Below are 18,981 nucleotides of genomic sequence, written 5' to 3'. Positions count from 1 at the left end.
CGTCACTTCCCGAGCTCGCGCTGGAGCTCCGACTTGTTCATGGACGACCGGCCCTGGATGCCCCGCTTCTTGGCCTCCTCGTACAGCTGGTCGTACGTCGGGCCCTTGGTGCCGCTGCTGCCGGATCGCTGACCGCCCCGCTTCGAGGACGACATGTCCTGCTTGGAGGTCTTACTGGCGGTCTTCGACTCCCCGGAGCGCGCCCGCTCCTTGTTCACCGTACGGGCGGCGATCTCCTCGGACCTCTTCTCGCTCGCGCCGCGCTTCTTGGAGCTTTCCTTGATGTGCTCGTACTGCCGTTCACGCTTGGGGCTGGATCCTGCGGGCATTCGTTCCTCCTGACGTCCCCCTTGCGGACCCCCCTGCTTCTCCACACCCTCGTACCAGGCACCCACCTCCGCAAACGCGCCGGGGAAGATCCTGATTGGCGGGCCGGAGGCGAGGTATTCGTGCCTGTACGGGGAGTGGACCGGACCCCCAAGGAGGAGTGGAGCGACGTGGAGAGCAACGCAACCAGGAACCACCCCGCGGACTGCGACGTCACCGTGCAGCTCAGCGACTGCGGCCGCCAGGACGCCCAGGCCGTCTTCGACACGCTCGACCGCGTCTTCGCGGGCTGCGACATGCCCGCGCCAGGACCGGAACAGGCCCACGACCACGAGCCCACCGTGTGGATGGCCACGTTCGACAGCTCCGCCCGCTCGGGTGAGCTGCCCGGACCGCCGGACCTCAGCACACCCGTCACGGCGCTGCTGACGGGCGACCACCACGCCGTGGCCGAGGTGGAGAAGGCGCTCGGTGGGCTGTTCGAGGTGCGGTCGTCCTCGTCCGTCTCGGGCGAGCACGAGAAGGAGGCGCGGCTGCTGCTCGCGTCACGCTACGTCACGCACTGACGTCATACGCCACGTCACGCACTGACGTCAGGAGTCACGCCCGGGCGCCGGAGCCGAAGTCGATCTCCTTCGCCTCCACCGTCCGGGCGCCCATGTTGCGCCGCATCATCTCCAGGGCGGCCCGCGCCAGCGGCTCGTGGATGTGCGCCACCGCGTCCGTCGGCACCGTTACGTCGATGTGCCGGATGTGCGCGTCGAGCGCCGAGTACAGCACGCACTGCTCGGTCACCTGGCCGCACAGCACCAGGTGACCGACGCCGAGCTGCGTCAGCAGGTACGCCAGGGGCGTCTCGTAGAAGATCGAGTGGCGTGCCTTGACCACGAAGAGGGAGGAGCCGTCCGGCCGGATCGGCTCCACCAGTTCGGCGTGCGGCCCGGCCAGTGCCGTTTCGAGGATCTCGCCGTGGTGGGAGCGCCACTCGCCGAAGTTGTCGTTGACGTAGATCACGGGTACGTCGTGCTCCCTGGCCCGCGTCAGCAGGTCCACCAGGACGGGCAGTGTCTCGCGCACGGAGGGCAGCAGCAGCTCGGCGTCCTCGTGCTCGTACGTGTTGATCATGTCGATGACGACGAGCCCGGTGCTGCCGGCACCGGCGTGCCGCCCGGTCGTACCCAACGGGGCCTCAGCCGAAGGCGTCGCGCAGCGCGGGCAGCAGCGTCTTCGCCGACCACTCCAGGAAGGGAGCTTGCGCGTCGCCACCGATCTGCACCAGGGCGATCTCGGTGAAGCCCGCGTCGACGTACGGCTTCACCGCGGCCACGAAGGCGTCCGGATCGTCGCCACACGCGATGGACTCGGCGACGTCCTCCGGCCTCACGAACTGGGTGGCGGCGGCGAACGAGTCGGGATGCGGCAGCTCCGAGTTGACCTTCCAGCCGCTGCCGAACCACCGGAACTGGTCGTGCGCCCGGCGTACGGCGGCCTCCTTGTCCGGGTCGTAGCAGACGGGCAGCTGGCCCACCCGCGGCTTGCCCTGCCCGCCGTGCCGGTCGAAGGCGTCGAGCAGTTCACCCTTCGGCTCCGTCGCGATGACGAGGTCGGCGAGTCGGCCCGCCAGTGCGCAGGACTGCTCGCCGGAGACCGCGAGGCCGATGGGCGGCGGCTCGTCGGGCAGGTCCCACAGGCGGGCGGACTCCACGTCGAAGTGCGCACCGTGATGGGTGACATGGCCGCCCTCGAAGAGCGCCCGGATGATGCCGAGGGCCTCCTCGAGCATCTCGTGCCGTACGTCGACGGTGGGCCAGCCGCCGCCGACGACATGCTCGTTGAGGTTCTCGCCGGACCCCAGCCCGAGCCGGAACCGGCCCTCGGACAGCAGTTGGAGCGTCGCGGCCTTCTGGGCGACGACGGCCGGGTGGTAGCGGAAGGTCGGGCACGTCACGTACGTCATCAGCGGGATGCGTGAGGTCGCCTGCGCGGCCGCTCCGAGCACCGCCCAGGCGTAGGGCGCGTGGCCCTGCGAACGCAGCCAGGGGAAGTAGTGGTCGGACGTCACCGAGAAGTCGAACCCGGCTTCCTCGGCCTGGACGACGTGGTCCACCAGGGCGCGGGGCCCCGCCTGCTCGGTCATCATCGTGTATCCGATTTGCACCATAAACCGGCGAATTCCCCAAAGGTTCCGCCGGAAACATCAGGAAGGACGGCATGGTCCCGGACCAGCTCAGCAGGGGTGAGGCGAGTCACACGAGAGAACGGCGAACCCGAGGAACACCCCTTGATGGTTGACCGTTCATCCATGTGTGGTGGCGAAGGGACCGTGTCCCCGGCCCCCCGCCGCGAGGCGACCGCCCTTCGTGACCACGGCGAACGGCCCCGGCTGGATTCCCCCCGTCCAGTCGGGGCTCCGTCGTCCGCCCCTGCCGCACCCTCCGCACCCCCCGCACCCCCCGTTCGCATCGGCCGGATGCGGGTACCCGCCGTGCGTTCGTTCCCGACCGACGGACACCGGAGGCGTCCATGGCCGTACGGCATCAGCTGATCAAAAGGCCCCCCGAAGCGGTATGGGCCGTACTCGGGGACGGGTCGCGCTACAGCGACTGGGTCGTGGGGACGTCATCGTCCCGGCAGAAGGACGGGGACTGGCCGAAGGCCGGCTCCGCCATCGAGTACACCGTGCGCCTGGGCCCGTACACGGCCGAGGGCGAGACCGTCGTACGGCTCCATGAACCACCCAGGTGCCTGGAGCTCGAAGCCAAGATGGGCGCCCTGGGCACGGCCAGAATCGCCATAGAGGTACGTCCCTGGGGCGACGAGACACTCGTCATCGTCGACGAGCACCCGCTGCGCGGACCCGGCGGCCTCCTGCACAACGCGGCCGTCGACGCCCTGTTGCAACTGCGTCACCGCGCCATGCTGCCCCGCCTCGCCGCTCTGGTCGAAAGGGAGGCCCCGTGACAGCGGAGCCCGCGACGCCCGGCCCCGTCGTGCCGGACGCGGCACCCGACACCGTGCCGGACGCGCTGGTCATCGGCGCCGGCCCCAACGGGCTGGTGGCGGCCAACGTCCTCGCCGACGCGGGCTGGTCGGTCGAGGTCCTCGAAGCCGAGGACGAGCCCGGCGGCGCCGTCCGCAGCGACCGGGGCGTCCACCCGGACTACGTCAGTGACGTGTTCAGCGCCTTCTATCCGCTGGCCGCCGCCTCCCCCGTACTGTCCCGCCTCGCCCTCCACGAAGAGGGCCTCCACTGGAGCCACGCGCCGCGCGTCCTGGCGCACCCCCTCGCCGACGGGCGGTGCGCGGTGCTGGAGCGCGACCGTACGGCGACGGCGGCCGGACTGGAGCGGTTCGCACCCGGCGACGCCCTCGCCTGGGAGCACCTGTGCGACGTGTGGGACCGGATCGGCGACGACCTCCTGGGCGCGCTGTTCACGCCCTTCCCGCCCGTCCGGGCATCCGCCCGGCTGGCAACCCGGCTGCGTGCCGCGGGCGGCCTGCGACTGGCCCGCATGATGCTGCTGCCCGTACGGCGCCTGACGGAGGAGGAGTTCCACGGCGAGGGAGGCCGGCTGCTGCTGGCCGGCAACGCGCTGCACGCCGACCTCGCCCCCGAGGCGGCGGGCAGCGGGGGCTTCGGCTGGCTGATGTCCATGCTCGGCCAGACGTACGGCTTCCCCACACCCGTCGGCGGGGCGGGGGCGCTCAGCGCCGCCCTCGTACGCCGCCTCCAGCGGCGCGGCGGCGTGGTGCGCTGCGGCGAGCGGGTGGTGGAGGTGACCGTCCGTGCCGGGCGCGCGGTGGCGGTCCGTACGGCCGCGGGCGAGACGGTGCCGGTGAACCGGGCCGTCCTCGCCGACGTGGCGGCACCCGCGCTGTACGGGGGCCTGGTCGCCCCCCAGTACCTGCCCTCCCGCCTGCTCGACGACCTGCACCGCTTCCAGTGGGACTGGGCCACCTTCAAGGTGGACTGGGCGCTGTCGGGCCCCGTCCCGTGGACGGCCGGGGAGGCGGCGGCCACCGCCGGCACCGTGCACCTGGCCGACGGCATGGACGAGCTCACCCGGTTCTCGGCCCAGCTCGCCATGCGCGAGGTGCCCGACCGGCCGTTCCTGCTGTTCGGGCAGATGACCACCGCCGACGCGACCCGCTCCCCGGCGGGCACCGAGTCGGCCTGGGCCTACACCCACGTACCGCACCGCATCCGGCACGACGCGGGCGACGACGGCATCACCGGCACCTGGGACCCCCGCGAGCAGGAGGCCTTCGCCGACCGTGTCGAGGCCCAGGTCGAGCGCTTCGCGCCCGGGTTCCGCTCGCTCGTCCGCGCGCGCCGGATCCTGGCCCCGCCGACCCTCGAAGCGATGAACGCCAACCTGTACGGAGGCGCCATCAACGGGGGCACCACGGCGATCCACCAGCAGCTGGTCTTCCGCCCCGTACCCGGTACGGGCCGCCCCGAGACCCCCGTTGAGGGGCTCTACCTCGCCTCCGCGGGCGCCCATCCGGGAGGCGGAGTACACGGCGCGCCCGGCGCGAACGCCGCCCGCGCGGCCCTCCGCAGCTCCCGCCCCCTCCGCCGGGCGCTCGCCCGCGCGCAGACCGCCCTGGCGGGCCACGGCCTCCGCTCCTCCTCCTTCTCCTCCTCCTGAAACCGAAACCGTAAAACCTGTCACGGACGGCGTAACGGCGCATGCTGGACAGGTGGGCCCGATCGGAGGTGAGCAGCCATGACCGTCGCGGAGAAAGTGCTGCTGGTCGACGACCACGAGGACAACCTGTTCGCGATGGAGGAGGCCGTGTCCCCGCTCGGCTACCCCCTGGCGCTGGCCACCAGCGGGGACGAGGCGCTCAAGACCGTGCTGCGCGGCGGCGTCGCGGTCACGGTCCTCGACGTCGTCATGCCGGTGGTGAGCGGGCTCGACGTCCTGCTCTACATGCAGCGGCTGGAGCAGACCCGGCGCATCCCGGTCATCCTGGTCACCGGCATGGGCATCGACCCCCAACTGTCCCGCGACGCCATGAGGCTGGGCGCCGCCGACCTCGTCGCCAAACCCATCGACCCGTGGGCCATGTGCATCAAGGTGCGCTACCTCCACGAAGCCGGCCGCCTGCGCCTGTCACCCACAACCGCCGCGTAGGCCGGGCTCCTCACCGCCCGGCGGCCCGCTCCGCTCGGGTGGCCGCGTCCCGGGCACGGCGGCGGGCCTCCCGCGCGGCCCGTTCGGCCTCCTGGAGCCGCCGGCGCGCGGCGCGTACGCCGTCGTCCGCCGTACGCCGGAGCCGCTCGGCCTCCGTCAACTCCGCGGCCAGCGCCTCCACTCGCCGTCCCGCCTCCCGGAGCTCCTCCTCGGCGCGTTCCTCGTCGGCCTCGGCCCGGTCGCGCTCCTCCTCCTGTGCGCGCGCCTCCTCCTCGGCGCGCCGCAGCTCCTCCCGCAGCTCGCGAGCCCGCCGCTCCCGCCGCTGTCGCTCCTCGCTACGCCGCTCCTCCTCCTTACGCGGCTCCTCCTCCGCACGCGAGTCCGCACGCGAGTCCGCACGCGAGTCCGCACGCGAGTCCGCAGGCCGGCCCGCACTCCGCCCGCCCGCCGGGGCGGAGACGTCCGTGAGCGCCGCGGTGAAGCCCACCGGCGCGCTCAGCGGCTTCACCAGCCGCCCCGCCGCCCACTCCTCGGCCGCCGCCGGGTCCGCCAGGACGGCGTGCAAGGTCGCCTCCACCTCGTACTGGACGTCCTCGCCGACCGGCTGCCCGGCGTCCGCCGCCAGTTGCCGTGCCTGCCGGGCGAGGGCGGTCACCAGGACGTGCTGCTGCCGGCTGAGCTCACGGAGCCGCTCACCGTCCAGATCCTGGTGCGCGCGGCGCAGACCCTCACCGAGAGCGGCCAGCGCCCGGGCCTCCTCCGGCTGCTCCCGTACGAGCAGATTGCTCGCCCACGCCGCCAGCGTCGGCCTGCGCAGCGCCCGGACGGCATCGGCGAGCGCCCGGTCGCCGGCCTTGCGGGCCTCGGCGGCGCGCGCGTTGCGGGCCGCGGTGAAACGGTCGGGGCGCAGCCCGTACAGCTCGTCGGTGACGCTCTCCAGATCCACGGCTCTCCCGGATGGCACGGCCTGTCAGCACATCGCCCCTTCCAAGTTATGTCCTGTTTATGGCGGTGGGAGTGGTTTTCGTCCTGGAAGCGGTGGTCACCCGGACCGTGAGACCTCGAAAGCAGCGAAGAGAACTCGAAGGAGGATGCATGATCACCCAGGCACAGATCCCGGCCGTGCTCGACCACCCGGTGTACGACACGACCGGCGACAAGATCGGCGAAGCCAAGCATGTGTTCGTTGACGATGTGACGGGTCGGCCCGACTGGGTCAGCGTCAAGACCGGATTCTTCGGCGCCGGCGAATCCTTCGTCCCCATCCACGAGGCGACCGTCGTCGAGGACCACCTGGAGGTCCCGTACCCCAAGGGCAAGGTCAAGGAAGCCCCGAACGTCGATGTCGACGCGGGCGGCCATCTGTCGGCCGCGGAGGAGCGGCGCCTCTACGACTACTACGGCATCCGCTGGGACGCCGCCCGTGGCCAGGCCGGCCGGCCCGGCGGTGGCGACGGTGACGGTGGCCGGGCTCGCCGGCCCGCCGGCGGTCGTACCGGTGACGACGCGATGACCCGTTCCGAGGAGCAGATGCACGTCGGAGTGGAGCAGCGCGAGGCCGGCAAGGCCCGGCTCCGCAAGTACGTCGTCACGGAAGAGGTCCAGCAGACCATCCCGCTGCGACATGAGGAAGTCACCCTCGAGCGTGAGCCGGTCACTGAGGCCAACCGCGACGCCGCCCTGTCCGGTCCGGAGATCTCCGAGGCCGAACACGAGGTGACGCTGCACGCCGAGGAGCCGGTGGTCGAGACCCGGACCACTCCCGTGGAGCGCGTACGGCTGGAGACGGAGGAGGTCACCGACCAGGAGACCGTACGAGGCCAGGTCCGCAAGGAACGGATCGAGGCCGATCTGCCCGACAAGGAGACCGGCACCGACCGCTGACCCCCGGCGGACCCGCCCCGCTCCTCAAGGAGCGGGGTTGCGCATGTCACGTATCCGGCGCACGGTTGGCCGCATCCATGGCCGGATTTCGTATACAACCGTCACCGCGCCGGGGCGAAGGTGGCACGGCGAGGCCCGCACGGCCGGTCGTGCGGCCGTGCGGGCCGGGGAGGGCGGGGGAGGCAGGGAAGGCGGGGAAGGCGGGGAAGGCTGGGAAGGCGGTGTCCGGGCTCAGAAGGAGAAGACGCTCGAACCCTCCGACTGCATGACGCAGGAATTCGCGTACTTTCGCTCGAAGTTCACGCGCCGGCCTTCCCAGGTGCCCTGTGCGGTGACGACGACCGGGTCGTAGATTTTGATGCAGGGGCGGGTTCCCTCAGCGCCCAGCTTGTCGAAACTTCCCTCGACCGAACGCAGTTCGGCGCATGCCCGCTGCGGTGCCGGATGCGTCCCGCCGGCGGTCGGAGTGCAGGTGAGCGTCACCGCCCGGGTGGGTACCGCGGTGGCGGCGGTCTCGCCCTGGGCGACCGTGAGCACCAGGGCCGTCGGTGCGTAGAGCCGCGGCTCGGGCGCGGCGGCCTTCGCGGCGGCCCCCGTGACGGTCATGGGCCCGAGGACCCCCGCTGTGGCCAGACCGCAAACGATGGCGCGCCTTACCAGTGTCCGCATGGCATAAAACCTCTCAACTCGATTCCGGTTCGTTCGGTGTGGTGCGGCAGCCACATTGCCGCGCCCGCCCTGTTGACGCACATTCAGCATCGCTTTTCGGTTTGGTCTGTTATTCAAGCGGTGACGCGAAACGTATTCTCGAAGGACAGTGCGCGGCCATGAGCCCCGCGTTCCATCAGGGCTTTATGGCGTGCCGGATATGGTTCAAAGATGCACGATGCGTAGAAACGTGCGAGTCGTCGCCGGTCAACACGGCCGAAACGTGATGGCAACGTGCGGGGTTGGGATCCGGCCTGCCGCCCCCGGCGCGCCGACGCAAAACGACCTTTCACGAGAAGGTAATGTCCTGGCAAAGTTGACGAAGCTGCTGTGGTGCATGATCGTTAGTGCACCGCACCACGGTGTCGTACCCGGCAGCGCCGCGGACACCCCGTGGTTCGTCAGCCACGCCCCCACACACATCCGACAATGACCCGACCACACCGCGCCCCCCGGCCCCCACGGCTCGGAGCGCAGGAGGCAGGCCGCAATGAAGTCCTTCATCGACAACGCTCGTACGTTCCCCACCCGTGTCGCCAGACAGCCGGAGGAGATCCGCCGTCTCGCCGCCGGACAAGCGCCCGAGGCGCTGTTCATCACCTGCTCCGACTCCCGGGTGATCCCCTCTCTCATCACCGGCGCCCGCCCGGGCGAGCTCTTCGAACTCCGCACCGCCGGCAATGTGGTGCCCCGTTACGACGAGGCCCGGCCCAGTGCCGAGACCGCCACCGTCGAGTACGCGCTACGCGTCCTCGGTGTCCGCCACATCGTCGTGTGCGGGCACTCCCACTGCGGCGCCGTCGGCGCCCTCGTACGGGGCGACGATCTTTCCGCCCTCCCCGCCGTGCGCGGCTGGCTCACCCACTCGGTACCGGAGCCGCCGGACACCAAGGACCTCGCGCAGGCCGTGCGCCAACACGCCGTGGCCCAGCTGGACACACTCCGCGACTACCCGGCCGTGCGGGAGCTTCTCGCGAACGGGGAACTGACGCTCCACGCCTGGTACTACGAGGTCGACACCGGCGTCGTCAGCGTCCACCACCCGGAGCTGGAGGGCGAGTTCAGGCCTCTGTGAGGCGGCCACAGCACGCTCGTGTCCCCCTCCGTCCGTCCGCCGTCCCCCGGGGCGGCGGACCGCACCGCTAGGAACTCACCCTCATGCTTTCCCCATTGAAGGACCGCACTGTGCTGCGCCGCGACATACTCGCGTCGCTCGTCGTCTTCCTCGTGGCCCTGCCCCTGTGCGTGGGCATCGCCGTCGCCTCCGGCGTACCCGCCGAACTCGGGCTGGTCACCGGCATCGTCGGCGGACTCGTCGTGGGCGCCCTGCCCGGAAGCTCCCTCCAGGTCAGCGGCCCCGCCGCGGGCCTGACCGTCCTGGTGTACGAGGCCGTCCAGCAGTTCGGCCTCGCCACGCTCGGTGCCATCGTCCTCGTGTCCGGACTGCTCCAACTGATCCTGGGCGCACTGAAGTTCGGCCGCTGGTTCCGGGCGATATCCGTCGCCGTGGTCCAGGGCATGCTCGCGGGCATCGGCCTGGTCCTCGTGCTGGGTCAGGTGTACGCGATGGCCGACACCGACCAGCCGTCCGGCGGCCTCGGCAAGCTCGCCGGCCTGCCCGACCTGGCGGGCTCCGTCCTCTCCGGCGGCACGGCGCTCACCGCGTTCCTCGTCGGCGCCGGGACCGTGGCCGTCCTGGTCCTGTGGCCACGGCTCCCGGCCCGTGCCCGTGTGGTCCCCGGCCCGCTCGTCGCGGTGGCCCTCGCCACCGCCGTGACCGCCCTGTTCGGGCTGCCGGTCGCCAAGGTCGAGGTGCAGGGACTGCTGGAAGCCGTCCAGCCCCCCGGCCTCGGCGAGTTCGGGAACATCGCGACGGTGGCGGCGATCGGCACCGTCCTCGCCTTCACCCTGATCGCCTCGGCCGAAAGCCTGTTCAGCGCGGCCGCGGTGGACCGCATGCACGACGGGCCGCGCACCGACTACGACAAGGAGCTGATGGCCCAGGGCATCGGCAACACCATCTGCGGCGCGCTCGGCGCCCTTCCCATGACGGCCGTCATCGTCCGCAGCGCCGCCAACGTCCAGGCCGGGGCTCGCACCTCGCTCTCGCGCATCCTGCACGGACTGTGGCTGCTGCTGTTCGTCGCCCTGCTGCCCGCCGCGATCGGCGTCATCCCGCTCGCCGCGCTCGCCGGCGTCCTGGTGCACGCCGGCTGCAAGCTCGTACCCGTCAAGGACCTGGTCCCGCTGTGGCGCGAGCACCGCGGCGAGGCCGTGATACTCGGCGTCACCGCCGTCGCCATCCTCGTCACCAACCTCTTCGAGGGCGTGATGCTGGGCCTGCTGCTCGCGGTGTGCAAGACCGCCTGGGAGACGTCCCACCTCCACGTCGAGGTACGGGAGCTCACCGGTGGCCGCCTGGTCGCGACCATCACCGGCAACGCGACGTTCCTCCGGCTGCCGAGGATCCTCGAGGAGCTGGAGAACCTGCCGCAGGACCGGCCCATCGAGCTCGACCTGTCCGGGCTGCGCCACCTCGACCACGCGTGCCGCGTCGCCCTGGAGAACTGGGCGCTGCGCCACAACGACGCCGGTACGGAACCGGTGCGGATGCTGCCTCCCGAGGGAGTCCCGGTTCAGTCCTCGTCGGTGTCCAGCACGTAGTCGACGACGGACGAGGGCGTCAGCCGGTCGTTCTTGACGATCGCGACGCTGTCGCTCCCGGTGCCGGAACCGGCGCCGGGAGCGGCCTCGCGCTCGGCGGCCTGGGCGGTCGCGGCGCCGGCGGTGAGCAGGACGCCGGTGGCCGCGGCCATGGCGGTGGCACGGAAGTTCATGCTTGCCCTCTCGTTTCGTACGTCGTGGTCATGGGCCCTGCCGATGATCAACGAATTCACGTCGGAGAAGTGTCGGGCGGTGTTCTCGTCAGCATGACGCGGCCCCATCGTCCTCCTGTTGACCGGAATGCCGTCAAAGGAGTTATATGGGAGATAAAGGGCGGATAAAGTCTTCCACAGGAGGCGGGCCCGCAATGACCACCCACCCGAGCATCGAGCAACACCCCGATCTGGCCGAGATGCGCTCTCGGTTCGAACGGGCGACCAGCACCCCCCGTGGCCAGGCGATCGAGACCCTCGGCCTTCTCACGGGTCTCTACTTGGCAGCCTCGCCATGGATCGCCGGGTTCAGCGGCCTGACGGCTCTCGCCGTCTGCAACCTGATCACCGGTGTCGCCTACGCCCTGTGCATGGGCGGGTTCACCTCGGCGTACGAGCGGACCCACGCCATGGCCTGGGCCGCGTGCGCCATCGGCGCATGGACGATCGTCTCTCCCTGGGTCGTCGCCGGGAACGTCGACACGACCCGCAGTGTGGTCAACAACATCATCGTCGGCGCCGTGGCTCTGCTGCTCGGCCTGGCCATGGCCGCGGCGGCGATGGCCGAACGCCGTTCCGGTCGCACCCGCGGCCGCGGTGGCCCCGGCCCCGCCATGGAGTGACTGAGCCGACACGCTCGACCCGGAAGGCCCCGACGCCCCTGGCGCCGGGGCCTTTCCGGTGCCTCCGCGGGTGCCCCCGCGGGCGCCTTCGCGGTGTCTGGTGGGTTGACGCGGCAGATGCTGCCCCCGTTAACTTCATAGGGAAACACAGTTTCGCTCTAAGAAACACTCTAGGGTCATCATGCTCAAGGATCGGAGTACCGATGGCACATACCTTTCTCCGCCGCGCGCACGGTCTGCGGCGCGGCCTCTTCGCCGGCTTGCTGAGCTTCGCTCTGCTGGCGGCGGCCGGCGGTCACGCTGAGGCCCGCGAGGCCGTGGCGCCCGAGAACCCGACGACCTTCCCGACCGGCTCGTACGCCGCCAGGGTCGGCGCGGACGCCGCGGATGTGTACTACCCGGCGACCACGAGCCGCGGGTTGCCGGTGGCGCTGCTCCTGCAGGGCGCGAATGTCGACAAGGCCCACTACTCGGGCTTCGCGCGTACCGTCGCGGCTTTCGGTTTCGTGGTCGTCGTGCCCAACCACGTACGTCCGGTGTTCGGGGTGCCGGGCCTGTGGGCGTCGTCGGACCAGGCCCTGAGTGCGGTGGCGTGGGCGGCGGCGGAGAACGGCCGGGACGGCAGCCCGCTCGCCGGCCGTATCGACACCGGCACGCTGACCCTGCTCGGCCACTCCTTCGGTGGAGCCGCCGGACTGTCGGCCCTTCAGGGGCTGTGCGCGCCGCCCTTCTGTGCCGGACTGCCGCCCGGCGCGGTCAAGCCGGCGCAGCTGAAGGCCGCCGCCTTCTTCGGTACGAACAGTGTGCCGCCGGGCGGCGGGCCGGTCGGCCCCATCAACAACGCCGGTGTACCGGTCGCCCTGGTCCAGGGGGACGCGGACGGCGTCGCCGCGCCCGTCGCCGCGCGGGACACCTATCGGGCGTTGTCCGCCAAGCCCAAGGCGCTGGTCGGCCTGCACGGCGCCAACCACTTCGGGATCACCGACGTGCAGAACCCGCCGGGCGCGGGCCCGGACGCCTCTCCCCAGACCCTGGACCAGACCGAGGGCATACGGGCCGCCGGCCGTTGGTCGGCCCTGTGGCTCAAGGCGTCGTTGGGTGACCCCGTCGCCGCCTCCTATGTGCGCTACTGGGGCGACGCCAAGGACCGGACCGTCACCGTCGAGCAGGCGTACTGAGCGAACGGCGGCGGCGCTCCGCCCTGATCTCGCGGAGGTACGCGAGGGCGTCGACCTGGATCGTGTGACGCGAGGACGCGACGTACCGACGTGCCGTACGGGCTCGGTACGTCGCGATCTCCCGCCGCATCGCCGCGCGTCCGGGTGGCGCGCACGTCCCCTCGATGAGGTCGGCCACCCAGTGGGACTGGGCTTCGGCGAGCGGCATGATCGCTCCCAGCGGCTGGACGAGCCCGATGAAGTACAGGCCGGGGTGGTCGGGGTCCACCACCCGCCGGTAGAGCCCGATGTCGTTGCCGGCCGGGTCGATGAGCTCACGGCTGAGGAAGGGGAAGCTGATGGCGTAGCCGGTGCAGTGGACGATCGCGTCGATGGTCTCGCGCGACCCGTCGGTGAAGAGCACCTGGTCACCGTCCAGGCGCTCGATCATCGGTTTGACGGTGATGTCGCCGTGGCCGAGCCGCGACAGAAGGTCGTCGGAGATCGTCGGGTGGGCGGCCAGGACGCGGTGGGCGGGCACAGGAAGGCCGTAGTCGCTCAGCCGGCCGCGGCTGAGCCGCAGCAGCAGCTGGAGCCCCCGGTCCTGGACGGCGAGCGGCGCTCGGGCCAGCCAGGATCCGGTGAGGTGGTCGGTGGGGACCCCGAAGAGGTACTTGGGCAGGATGTGGGCGCCGCGCCGCATCGCGAGGAAGGTCCGCCGGGACACCCGGGAGGTCTCCACGGCGATGTCGCACGCCGAGTTCCCGATTCCGAGGACGAGGACCCGCTTGTCGGCGAAGGGCTCGGGTGTCTTGTAGTGGTGCGAGTGCGTCTGGGACCCGGCGAAGGAGTCCGAGCCGGGCAGCGGCGGATCGGGCCAACGGGGTTGCCAGTGGTGGCCGTTGGCGACGAGGACCGCGTCGTACGCACGGGTGTTCCGCTCCTCGCTGTCTCGGTGCCGCGTGGTGACGGACCAGCGTCGCCCGTCGGGGGACGGCTCGACGCCGGTGACCTCCGTGCGGAAGGTGATGGACGGGCGCAGGCCGAAGTGGTCGACGAACTCGTCGAAGTAGCGCGCGATGTGGAAGTGGCTGGGATAGACGGGGTACGCCTCCGACATGGGGAAGCAGGCGTACTCCATGACCTGCCGTGACGTGTTGATGTGCAGGGAGCGGTACGCCGAGGACATGCCGTTGTCGTTGAGGTAGCGCCAATTGCCGCCCACCTCCGAGCCGGCCTCGTAACAGTCGTACGGGATCTTCCGCTCCGCGAGGACCTGGCAGGCGGCGATGCCCGACGATCCCGCTCCTATGACGCAGACACGTTTCATCACGAGCCCTCCGACGAGAGAGACACACGGGGGTGACCACCTGGTCATGTGACCGGGTGGTCACAGGGTGGTGCGTGAGCTGATGGGCTGTCAACTGCATGGCCTGTGTGCCCGGTTGACATGCGTGGGTGCGTTCGCGACGATGACCGGGCGGTCACATGACCGCCTGGTCATACGGCGGGAGCACCCCCATGCCCACTTCCACCTGGACGCATCTCTCGCCCGCGCGGCGCGAGCGGGTCCTGGTCGCCGCGATGGACGAGTTCGGCACGCACGGGTACTCCACGGGAAGCCTCAACGTCATCGCCCGCGCGGCGGGAGTGGCCAAGGGGTCCCTCTTCCAGTACTTCGCGGGCAAGCTCGACCTGTTCGCGTACGTCGCCGAACAGACCTCGCTGCGCATCTACGCGGCCATGCAGCCGTGGCTCGACGGATACGACGGGACCAAGGAGTTCACCACCTACCTGACCGACGCCCTGGAAGCATGGCTCGACTACTTCGCCACCCACCCCCTGGAGCGCGGCGTCACCGCCGCCACCAACATGGAGATGGACCCGGCCGTCAGGGAAGCCGTGCGCGCACCCGTGCACGGCCTGTACCTCGCCGGACTGCGGCCCCTCGTCCAGCGAGCCGTCGAGACCGGTGACATCCGCGAGGACGCCGACACCGACGCCCTCCTCTCCCTGCTCCTCCTGCTCCTGCCGCACCTGGCGCTCGCCCCCCTCACCCCCGGTCTCGCCGGACCGGTCGCCTTCACCGAGGACCGGCCAGGGGCACGGCGTGCCGCGATCGAGCGGCTGGTGATCCCCCTCATGGCCGGGTTCGTGGGGGAGCGACCGTGACGGCCTTCGACTACGACGTCCTCGTCATCGGCTCCGGATTCGGCGGCAGCGTCACCGCGTTGCGGCTGACCGAGAAGGGCTACCGGGTCGGCGTACTGGAGGCCGGGCGCCGCTTCGACGACGCGGACTTCCCGCGCACCTCGTGGCACGTGCGCGACTACCTCTTCGCGCCCAGGCTCGGCTGCACCGGCATTCTGCGCATGACCCTCCTCGGTGACGTGCTCGTCCTCAGCGGAGCGGGCGTCGGAGGCGGATCCCTCGGGTACGCCAACACCCTGTACGAGCCGCCCGCCGCCTTCTACGAGGGCTCCCACTGGGCGTCCCTGACCGACTGGCGCACCGAACTCGCCCCCTACTTCGACCAGGCCCGCCGCATGCTCGGCGTCACCCTCAACCCACTGGTCACCGCCTCCGACCAGGTGCTGAGGCAGACCGCCCGCGACCTCGGCCGCGAGGACACCTTCCGCCCCACCCCGGTGGGCGTGCACTTCGGGACGCCCGGCAGCGCGCCCGGCACCGTCGTCCCCGACCCCTACTTCGGGGGCGCGGGCCCCGACCGGGCCGCCTGCCTGCACTGCGGCGCCTGCATGACCGGCTGCCGGCACAACGCCAAGAACACCCTGCCCAAGAACTACCTCGGCCTGGCCGAACGCAACGGAGCCCACGTCCACGCCGAACGCACCGTCACCGACGTCCGCGCCGCCGGTGACGGCTGGGCCGTCACCTCCGTACGCACCGGCCGGGCCCTGCGGCGCCGCAAGCGGACCCTCACCGCGCGGCACGTCGTCTTCGCCGCCGGCGCCCTGGGCACCCAACGCCTCCTGCACCGGCTGCGCGACACCGGAGCACTCCCGGGGCTCTCCCCACAGTTGGGGCGCCTCACCCGCACCAACTCCGAAGCGGTGCTCGCCGTCCGGTCCCGCGACCGGAACGCCGACTACACCCAGGGTGTCGCCATCACCTCCTCCGTCCACCTCGACGACACCACCCACATCGAACCGGTCCGCTACGGACGCGGCAGCAACCTCCTCGGACTGCTCGGTGCCGTCCTCGTGGACCCCGTGCCCGGCCGCTCCCGGCTGCTGCTGGGCATGGCCGCCATGGCGAAGAACCTGCGCGACCTGCCCGCCCTGCACGACCCGCGCCGCTGGGCACGGCAGTCCCTCGTCCTCCTCGTGATGCAGACCCTCGACAACTCGGTAACCACCTACACGCGACGGAGCCTCTTCGGACGCCGGCTCACCAGCCGGCCCGGCGAGGGCGATCCCAACCCCACCTGGATACCGGCCGGACACCGCGCCGCCCGGCAGGCCGCCCGCCGGATCGACGGCATACCCTGCGGCACGTGGGCCGACCTCTTCGACATCCCCACCACCGGCCACCTCATCGGCGGCTGCACCATCGGAGACACGATCGAGACGGGCGTCGTCGACCCCTACCACCGGGTGCACGGCCACCCCGGCCTGCACGTCGTCGACGGCTCCACCCTCTCCGCCAACCTCGGCGTCAACCCCTCCCTCACCATCACCGCCCTCGCCGAACGCGCCACCGCCCTGTGGCCCAACAAGGGCGACCCCGATCCCCGGCCCACCCCCGGCCAGCCCTACCGCACCCTGGCACCCGTCCCCCCACGCACGCCGTCCGTCCCCGCCACAGCACCCGCCGCGCTGCACCTGGGGCGGGCCGCCATCCGAAAGGACCCACCGTGACGGCCTACCCGCCCGAACCCTGGCACCTCGCCGGTCAGATGTACCTGTCCCTCTGGCTCGTCCCACGGAACGCGCTGCCGCCCGGCCTCCCGCCCGGCACCCGGCCGGTCACCGTCGCGGGACGCGGCGTGGCCGGCGTCGCCTGGGTCGTGTACGAGCAGGACAGCGTGCTGCGCTACGACGAGCTCCTCGCCGCCGTCCTCGTACGCGACGGCGCCCGTCCACGGGTGACCATCACCGACATCTGGGTCGACAGCCCCGCCTCCATGGCCGGCGGGCGGGAGTTGTGGGGCATCCCGAAGGAGCTCGGGTCCTTCGACATGGACCGCTCGGCCGGCCTGCGCGCCACCGCAAAGGCCGACCTTGGAACTCTTGCCACCGCCGTGTTCGGACGCACCCGCCGCCTGCCGGGCCGCTGGCCGCTCACCTACCACGTCGCCCAGAACCTCCACGGGCGCACCAAGACCAGCCCGGTCCGCACCCGGACCGGTGTCGCCCTCGCCACCGCACGCTGGGCCGTGCCCGACACCAGCCCGCTCAGCCACCTCGTCCGCCGGCCCCCGCTGCTCAGCCTGGTGCTGCGGGACTTCCGCCTGCGGTTCGGCGCGGCGTCCTGATCTTCCTCCCGCGTACCACCCGACGCCAAGGAGCCGACCCGACATGCCCGACGCCGCGACCCTCTGCGAGGCCTTCCAGCGCACCGCCGCCACCCGGGGCCCGGCCCCCGCCCTCCTCACCGTCCAGGGTGACGTCCTGACCTGGGCCGAGTACGCCGAGCGCGTCGCCTCGGTCGCGACCGGCCTGTACGGCCTGGGCGTCCGGCACGGCGACACCGTGGCCCTGATGCTGACCAACCGGCCGGAGTTCCACGTGGCCGACTGCGCCGCCTTCCACCTCGGCGCCATACCGTTCTCGCTCTACAACACCCTGCCCCCGGACCAGCTCACCGACGTACTCACCCGGTCCGGGGCGCGCGTCCTGGTCACCGAGCGGCACTTCCTGCCCGTGCTCCGGCAGTCCCTCGACGGTACGGACGTCGAGCACCTCGTCACCGTCGACGGCGCCGACGATGACGGCGTGGTGGGCCTGGCCGCCGTGGAGGCCGCCGCGCCGACGGACTTCGACTTCCGGGCGGCATGGCAGCGCGTACGGCCGGACGACGTCCTCACGCTCATCCACACCTCCGGAACCACCGGCCGCTCCAAGGCCGTGGAGATCACCCACGCCGGTATGACGGCCCAACTGGACGCCACGGAAGAACTCCTCGGCATCACGCACGAGGACAGCCACCTGTCCTTCCTGCCCGCCGCGCACATCGCCGACCGGTGGGCCTCGCACTACACGAACATCCGTTTCGGCACTCGGCTGACCTGCGTGCCCGACCTCAAGGACCTGCCCCACGCCCTCACGTCCGTACGCCCGACCCTCTTCGGCGCGGTGCCGGCCGTATGGCAGCGGCTGAAAGCCGGGCTCGACGCGGCGCTCACCGGGGCAGACCCGGGACTGCGCGCCCTGGTGGAGGGCTGCGTCGGCACCGCACGACGGCTCCGCCCCGGCCGGCACGCCGGAACACTGACGGCCGAACAGACCAAGGAACTCGACGCAGCCGAGCCGGTCCTCGCCGAACTGCGCAAGAGGATCGGCCTCGACCGCGCCCGGGTCTGCGTCACCGGAGCCGCGCCCGCGCCGCCGGAGCTGGTGGAGTTCTTCCACGCGGTCGGCGTGCCGCTCGGCGACGCCTGGGGCATGTCGGAGCTGTCCGGCATGGCACTGATGAACCCGCCCGGCGACCCCCGGCCCGGCACCGTCGGGCGGCCGGTACCAGGCGCTCGCATACGGGTCGCCGAGGACGGCGAACTGCTGGTGCGCGCACCCTTCCTGATGCGCGGCTACCGCGACGAGCCCGAACTGACCGCGCAGGCCGTCGACTCCGACGGCTGGCTCCACACCGGCGACGTCGTCACCGTCGACGGGGACGGGAACGTCCGCATCATCGACCGCAAGAAGGACATCATCATCAACACGGGCGGCAAGAACATGTCACCCACCCGCATCGAAGGTGTCCTGCTGGGGGCCTCGCCCCTGATCGGGCAGGTCGTGGTCATCGGCGACGGGCGCCCCTACAACGTCGCCCTCATCGCCCCGGACCGGGAGGCCGTCACCGCCCGGGCCGGGACCGCTGACCTCGAAGGTGAGATCGCCGCCGCCGTCGAGGACGCCAACGCCCGGCTCTCCCGCCCCGAACGCATCCGCGCCCACGCCGTCCTCCGGGACACGTGGGAACCCGGCGGGCCCGAGCTCACCGTGACGCTCAAGGTGCGGCGAGGAGCGGTGGAGCAGCGGTACGCGCAGCTCATCGAGTCGCTCTACGCCCGCTGAGCCGG

Annotated in this window: 20 protein-coding genes; 13 read left to right on the top strand and 7 right to left on the bottom strand. The window is 71.5% G+C overall.

Features of this window, described 5'->3' with window-relative positions; translation table 11 throughout:
* Positions 1–2: 2 nt before the first annotated feature.
* The gene (locus BKD26_RS28265; protein WP_073758902.1) at positions 3–329 is read right to left on the bottom strand and encodes a plasmid stabilization protein; all 327 of its coding nucleotides are present in this window, start codon (positions 327–329) and stop codon (positions 3–5) included.
* A gap of 168 nt (positions 330–497) precedes the next feature.
* Here BKD26_RS28265 and BKD26_RS28260 point away from each other — a divergent pair, with 168 nt between their 5' ends.
* A complete protein-coding gene (locus BKD26_RS28260) occupies positions 498–893 on the top strand; it encodes a hypothetical protein (protein WP_084904060.1) in 396 nt (131 codons plus the stop codon).
* Positions 894–927: 34 nt separating this feature from the next.
* Here the strand turns inward: BKD26_RS28260 and BKD26_RS28255 are convergent, their stop codons facing one another.
* Together BKD26_RS28255 and BKD26_RS28250 are read right to left on the bottom strand one after the other, a co-directional pair.
* Positions 928–1,509, bottom strand: coding sequence for an isochorismatase family cysteine hydrolase (locus BKD26_RS28255; RefSeq protein WP_277622422.1), 582 nt, complete (start codon positions 1,507–1,509; stop codon positions 928–930).
* A gap of 7 nt (positions 1,510–1,516) precedes the next feature.
* Positions 1,517–2,488 carry an LLM class F420-dependent oxidoreductase gene (locus BKD26_RS28250; RefSeq protein ID WP_084903827.1) on the bottom strand — a complete coding sequence of 324 codons (972 nt, stop codon included), beginning with the start codon at positions 2,486–2,488 and terminating at the stop codon, positions 1,517–1,519.
* A 362-nt stretch (positions 2,489–2,850) separates the two neighbouring features.
* Between BKD26_RS28250 and BKD26_RS28245 the strand changes: the two genes are divergently transcribed.
* The 3 genes from BKD26_RS28245 to BKD26_RS28235 all read left to right on the top strand — a co-directional run bounded on the left by BKD26_RS28245 (position 2,851) and on the right by BKD26_RS28235 (position 5,468).
* Positions 2,851–3,288, top strand: coding sequence for an SRPBCC family protein (locus tag BKD26_RS28245; RefSeq protein WP_084903824.1), 438 nt, complete (start codon positions 2,851–2,853; stop codon positions 3,286–3,288).
* Positions 3,289–3,341: 53 nt separating this feature from the next.
* Positions 3,342–4,979 (top strand): NAD(P)/FAD-dependent oxidoreductase, encoded by a 1,638-nt coding sequence (locus tag BKD26_RS28240; RefSeq protein WP_084904055.1) that lies wholly within the window; start codon positions 3,342–3,344, stop codon positions 4,977–4,979.
* 78 nt (positions 4,980–5,057) lie between these two features.
* Positions 5,058–5,468, top strand: a complete 411-nt coding sequence (locus BKD26_RS28235) for a response regulator (protein ID WP_084903822.1) — start codon at positions 5,058–5,060, stop codon at positions 5,466–5,468.
* A 10-nt stretch (positions 5,469–5,478) separates the two neighbouring features.
* Here the strand turns inward: BKD26_RS28235 and BKD26_RS28230 are convergent, their stop codons facing one another.
* Entirely contained in the window at positions 5,479–6,414 is a 936-nt protein-coding gene (locus tag BKD26_RS28230; protein WP_084903819.1) for a hypothetical protein, read from the bottom strand.
* A 149-nt stretch (positions 6,415–6,563) separates the two neighbouring features.
* Between BKD26_RS28230 and BKD26_RS28225 the strand changes: the two genes are divergently transcribed.
* Entirely contained in the window at positions 6,564–7,352 is a 789-nt protein-coding gene (locus tag BKD26_RS28225; protein WP_084903817.1) for a PRC and DUF2382 domain-containing protein, read from the top strand.
* Positions 7,353–7,583: 231 nt separating this feature from the next.
* On the opposite strand, the gene BKD26_RS28220 is transcribed toward BKD26_RS28225, so the two are convergent.
* Complete coding sequence (locus BKD26_RS28220) at positions 7,584–7,958, bottom strand: subtilase-type protease inhibitor (protein WP_241518886.1); 375 nt, start codon at positions 7,956–7,958, stop codon at positions 7,584–7,586.
* A 592-nt stretch (positions 7,959–8,550) separates the two neighbouring features.
* On the opposite strand from BKD26_RS28220, the gene BKD26_RS28215 reads away from it, so the two are divergent.
* Both BKD26_RS28215 and BKD26_RS28210 read left to right on the top strand, forming a co-directional pair.
* A complete protein-coding gene (locus BKD26_RS28215) occupies positions 8,551–9,135 on the top strand; it encodes a carbonic anhydrase (protein ID WP_084903811.1) in 585 nt (194 codons plus the stop codon).
* 83 nt (positions 9,136–9,218) lie between these two features.
* Positions 9,219–10,724: a SulP family inorganic anion transporter gene (locus tag BKD26_RS28210; protein ID WP_084903809.1), complete on the top strand. Its 1,506-nt coding sequence runs from the start codon at positions 9,219–9,221 to the stop codon at positions 10,722–10,724.
* Here BKD26_RS28210 and BKD26_RS28205 read toward each other — a convergent pair.
* On the bottom strand, positions 10,697–10,897 hold the full coding sequence (locus tag BKD26_RS28205; protein WP_084903806.1) for a hypothetical protein: 201 nt from the start codon (positions 10,895–10,897) through the stop codon (positions 10,697–10,699). The two genes, BKD26_RS28210 and BKD26_RS28205, sit on opposite strands and share 28 nt — an antisense overlap.
* Positions 10,898–11,091: 194 nt before the next feature.
* Here BKD26_RS28205 and BKD26_RS28200 point away from each other — a divergent pair, with 194 nt between their 5' ends.
* Positions 11,092–11,559 (top strand): SPW repeat protein, encoded by a 468-nt coding sequence (locus BKD26_RS28200; protein ID WP_084903804.1) that lies wholly within the window; start codon positions 11,092–11,094, stop codon positions 11,557–11,559.
* A gap of 203 nt (positions 11,560–11,762) precedes the next feature.
* The gene (locus tag BKD26_RS28195; RefSeq protein WP_084903801.1) at positions 11,763–12,737 is read left to right on the top strand and encodes a hypothetical protein; all 975 of its coding nucleotides are present in this window, start codon (positions 11,763–11,765) and stop codon (positions 12,735–12,737) included.
* On the opposite strand, the gene BKD26_RS28190 is transcribed toward BKD26_RS28195, so the two are convergent.
* Complete coding sequence (locus BKD26_RS28190) at positions 12,715–14,046, bottom strand: NAD(P)-binding domain-containing protein (RefSeq protein ID WP_084903799.1); 1,332 nt, start codon at positions 14,044–14,046, stop codon at positions 12,715–12,717. The two genes, BKD26_RS28195 and BKD26_RS28190, sit on opposite strands and share 23 nt — an antisense overlap.
* Positions 14,047–14,237: 191 nt before the next feature.
* On the opposite strand from BKD26_RS28190, the gene BKD26_RS28185 reads away from it, so the two are divergent.
* The 4 genes from BKD26_RS28185 to BKD26_RS28170 are packed head-to-tail and all read left to right on the top strand — an operon-like array spanning position 14,238 to position 18,976.
* On the top strand, positions 14,238–14,888 hold the full coding sequence (locus BKD26_RS28185) for a TetR/AcrR family transcriptional regulator (protein WP_084903796.1): 651 nt from the start codon (positions 14,238–14,240) through the stop codon (positions 14,886–14,888).
* Positions 14,885–16,597: a GMC family oxidoreductase gene (locus tag BKD26_RS28180; RefSeq protein WP_084903794.1), complete on the top strand. Its 1,713-nt coding sequence runs from the start codon at positions 14,885–14,887 to the stop codon at positions 16,595–16,597. Before BKD26_RS28185 ends, BKD26_RS28180 begins: the two co-directional genes overlap by 4 nt.
* Positions 16,594–17,214, top strand: a complete 621-nt coding sequence (locus tag BKD26_RS28175) for an acetoacetate decarboxylase family protein (protein WP_206603729.1) — start codon at positions 16,594–16,596, stop codon at positions 17,212–17,214. Before BKD26_RS28180 ends, BKD26_RS28175 begins: the two co-directional genes overlap by 4 nt.
* Before the next feature lie 43 nt (positions 17,215–17,257).
* Positions 17,258–18,976 (top strand): AMP-dependent synthetase/ligase, encoded by a 1,719-nt coding sequence (locus tag BKD26_RS28170; RefSeq protein WP_084903791.1) that lies wholly within the window; start codon positions 17,258–17,260, stop codon positions 18,974–18,976.
* The last annotated feature ends 5 nt before the right edge of the window (positions 18,977–18,981 follow it).

It is taken from the genome of Streptomyces sp. CB03238 (assembly GCF_002099185.1).
GTDB lineage: Bacteria > Actinomycetota > Actinomycetes > Streptomycetales > Streptomycetaceae > Streptomyces.
This window is presented reverse-complemented; position numbering and strand designations above follow the sequence as displayed.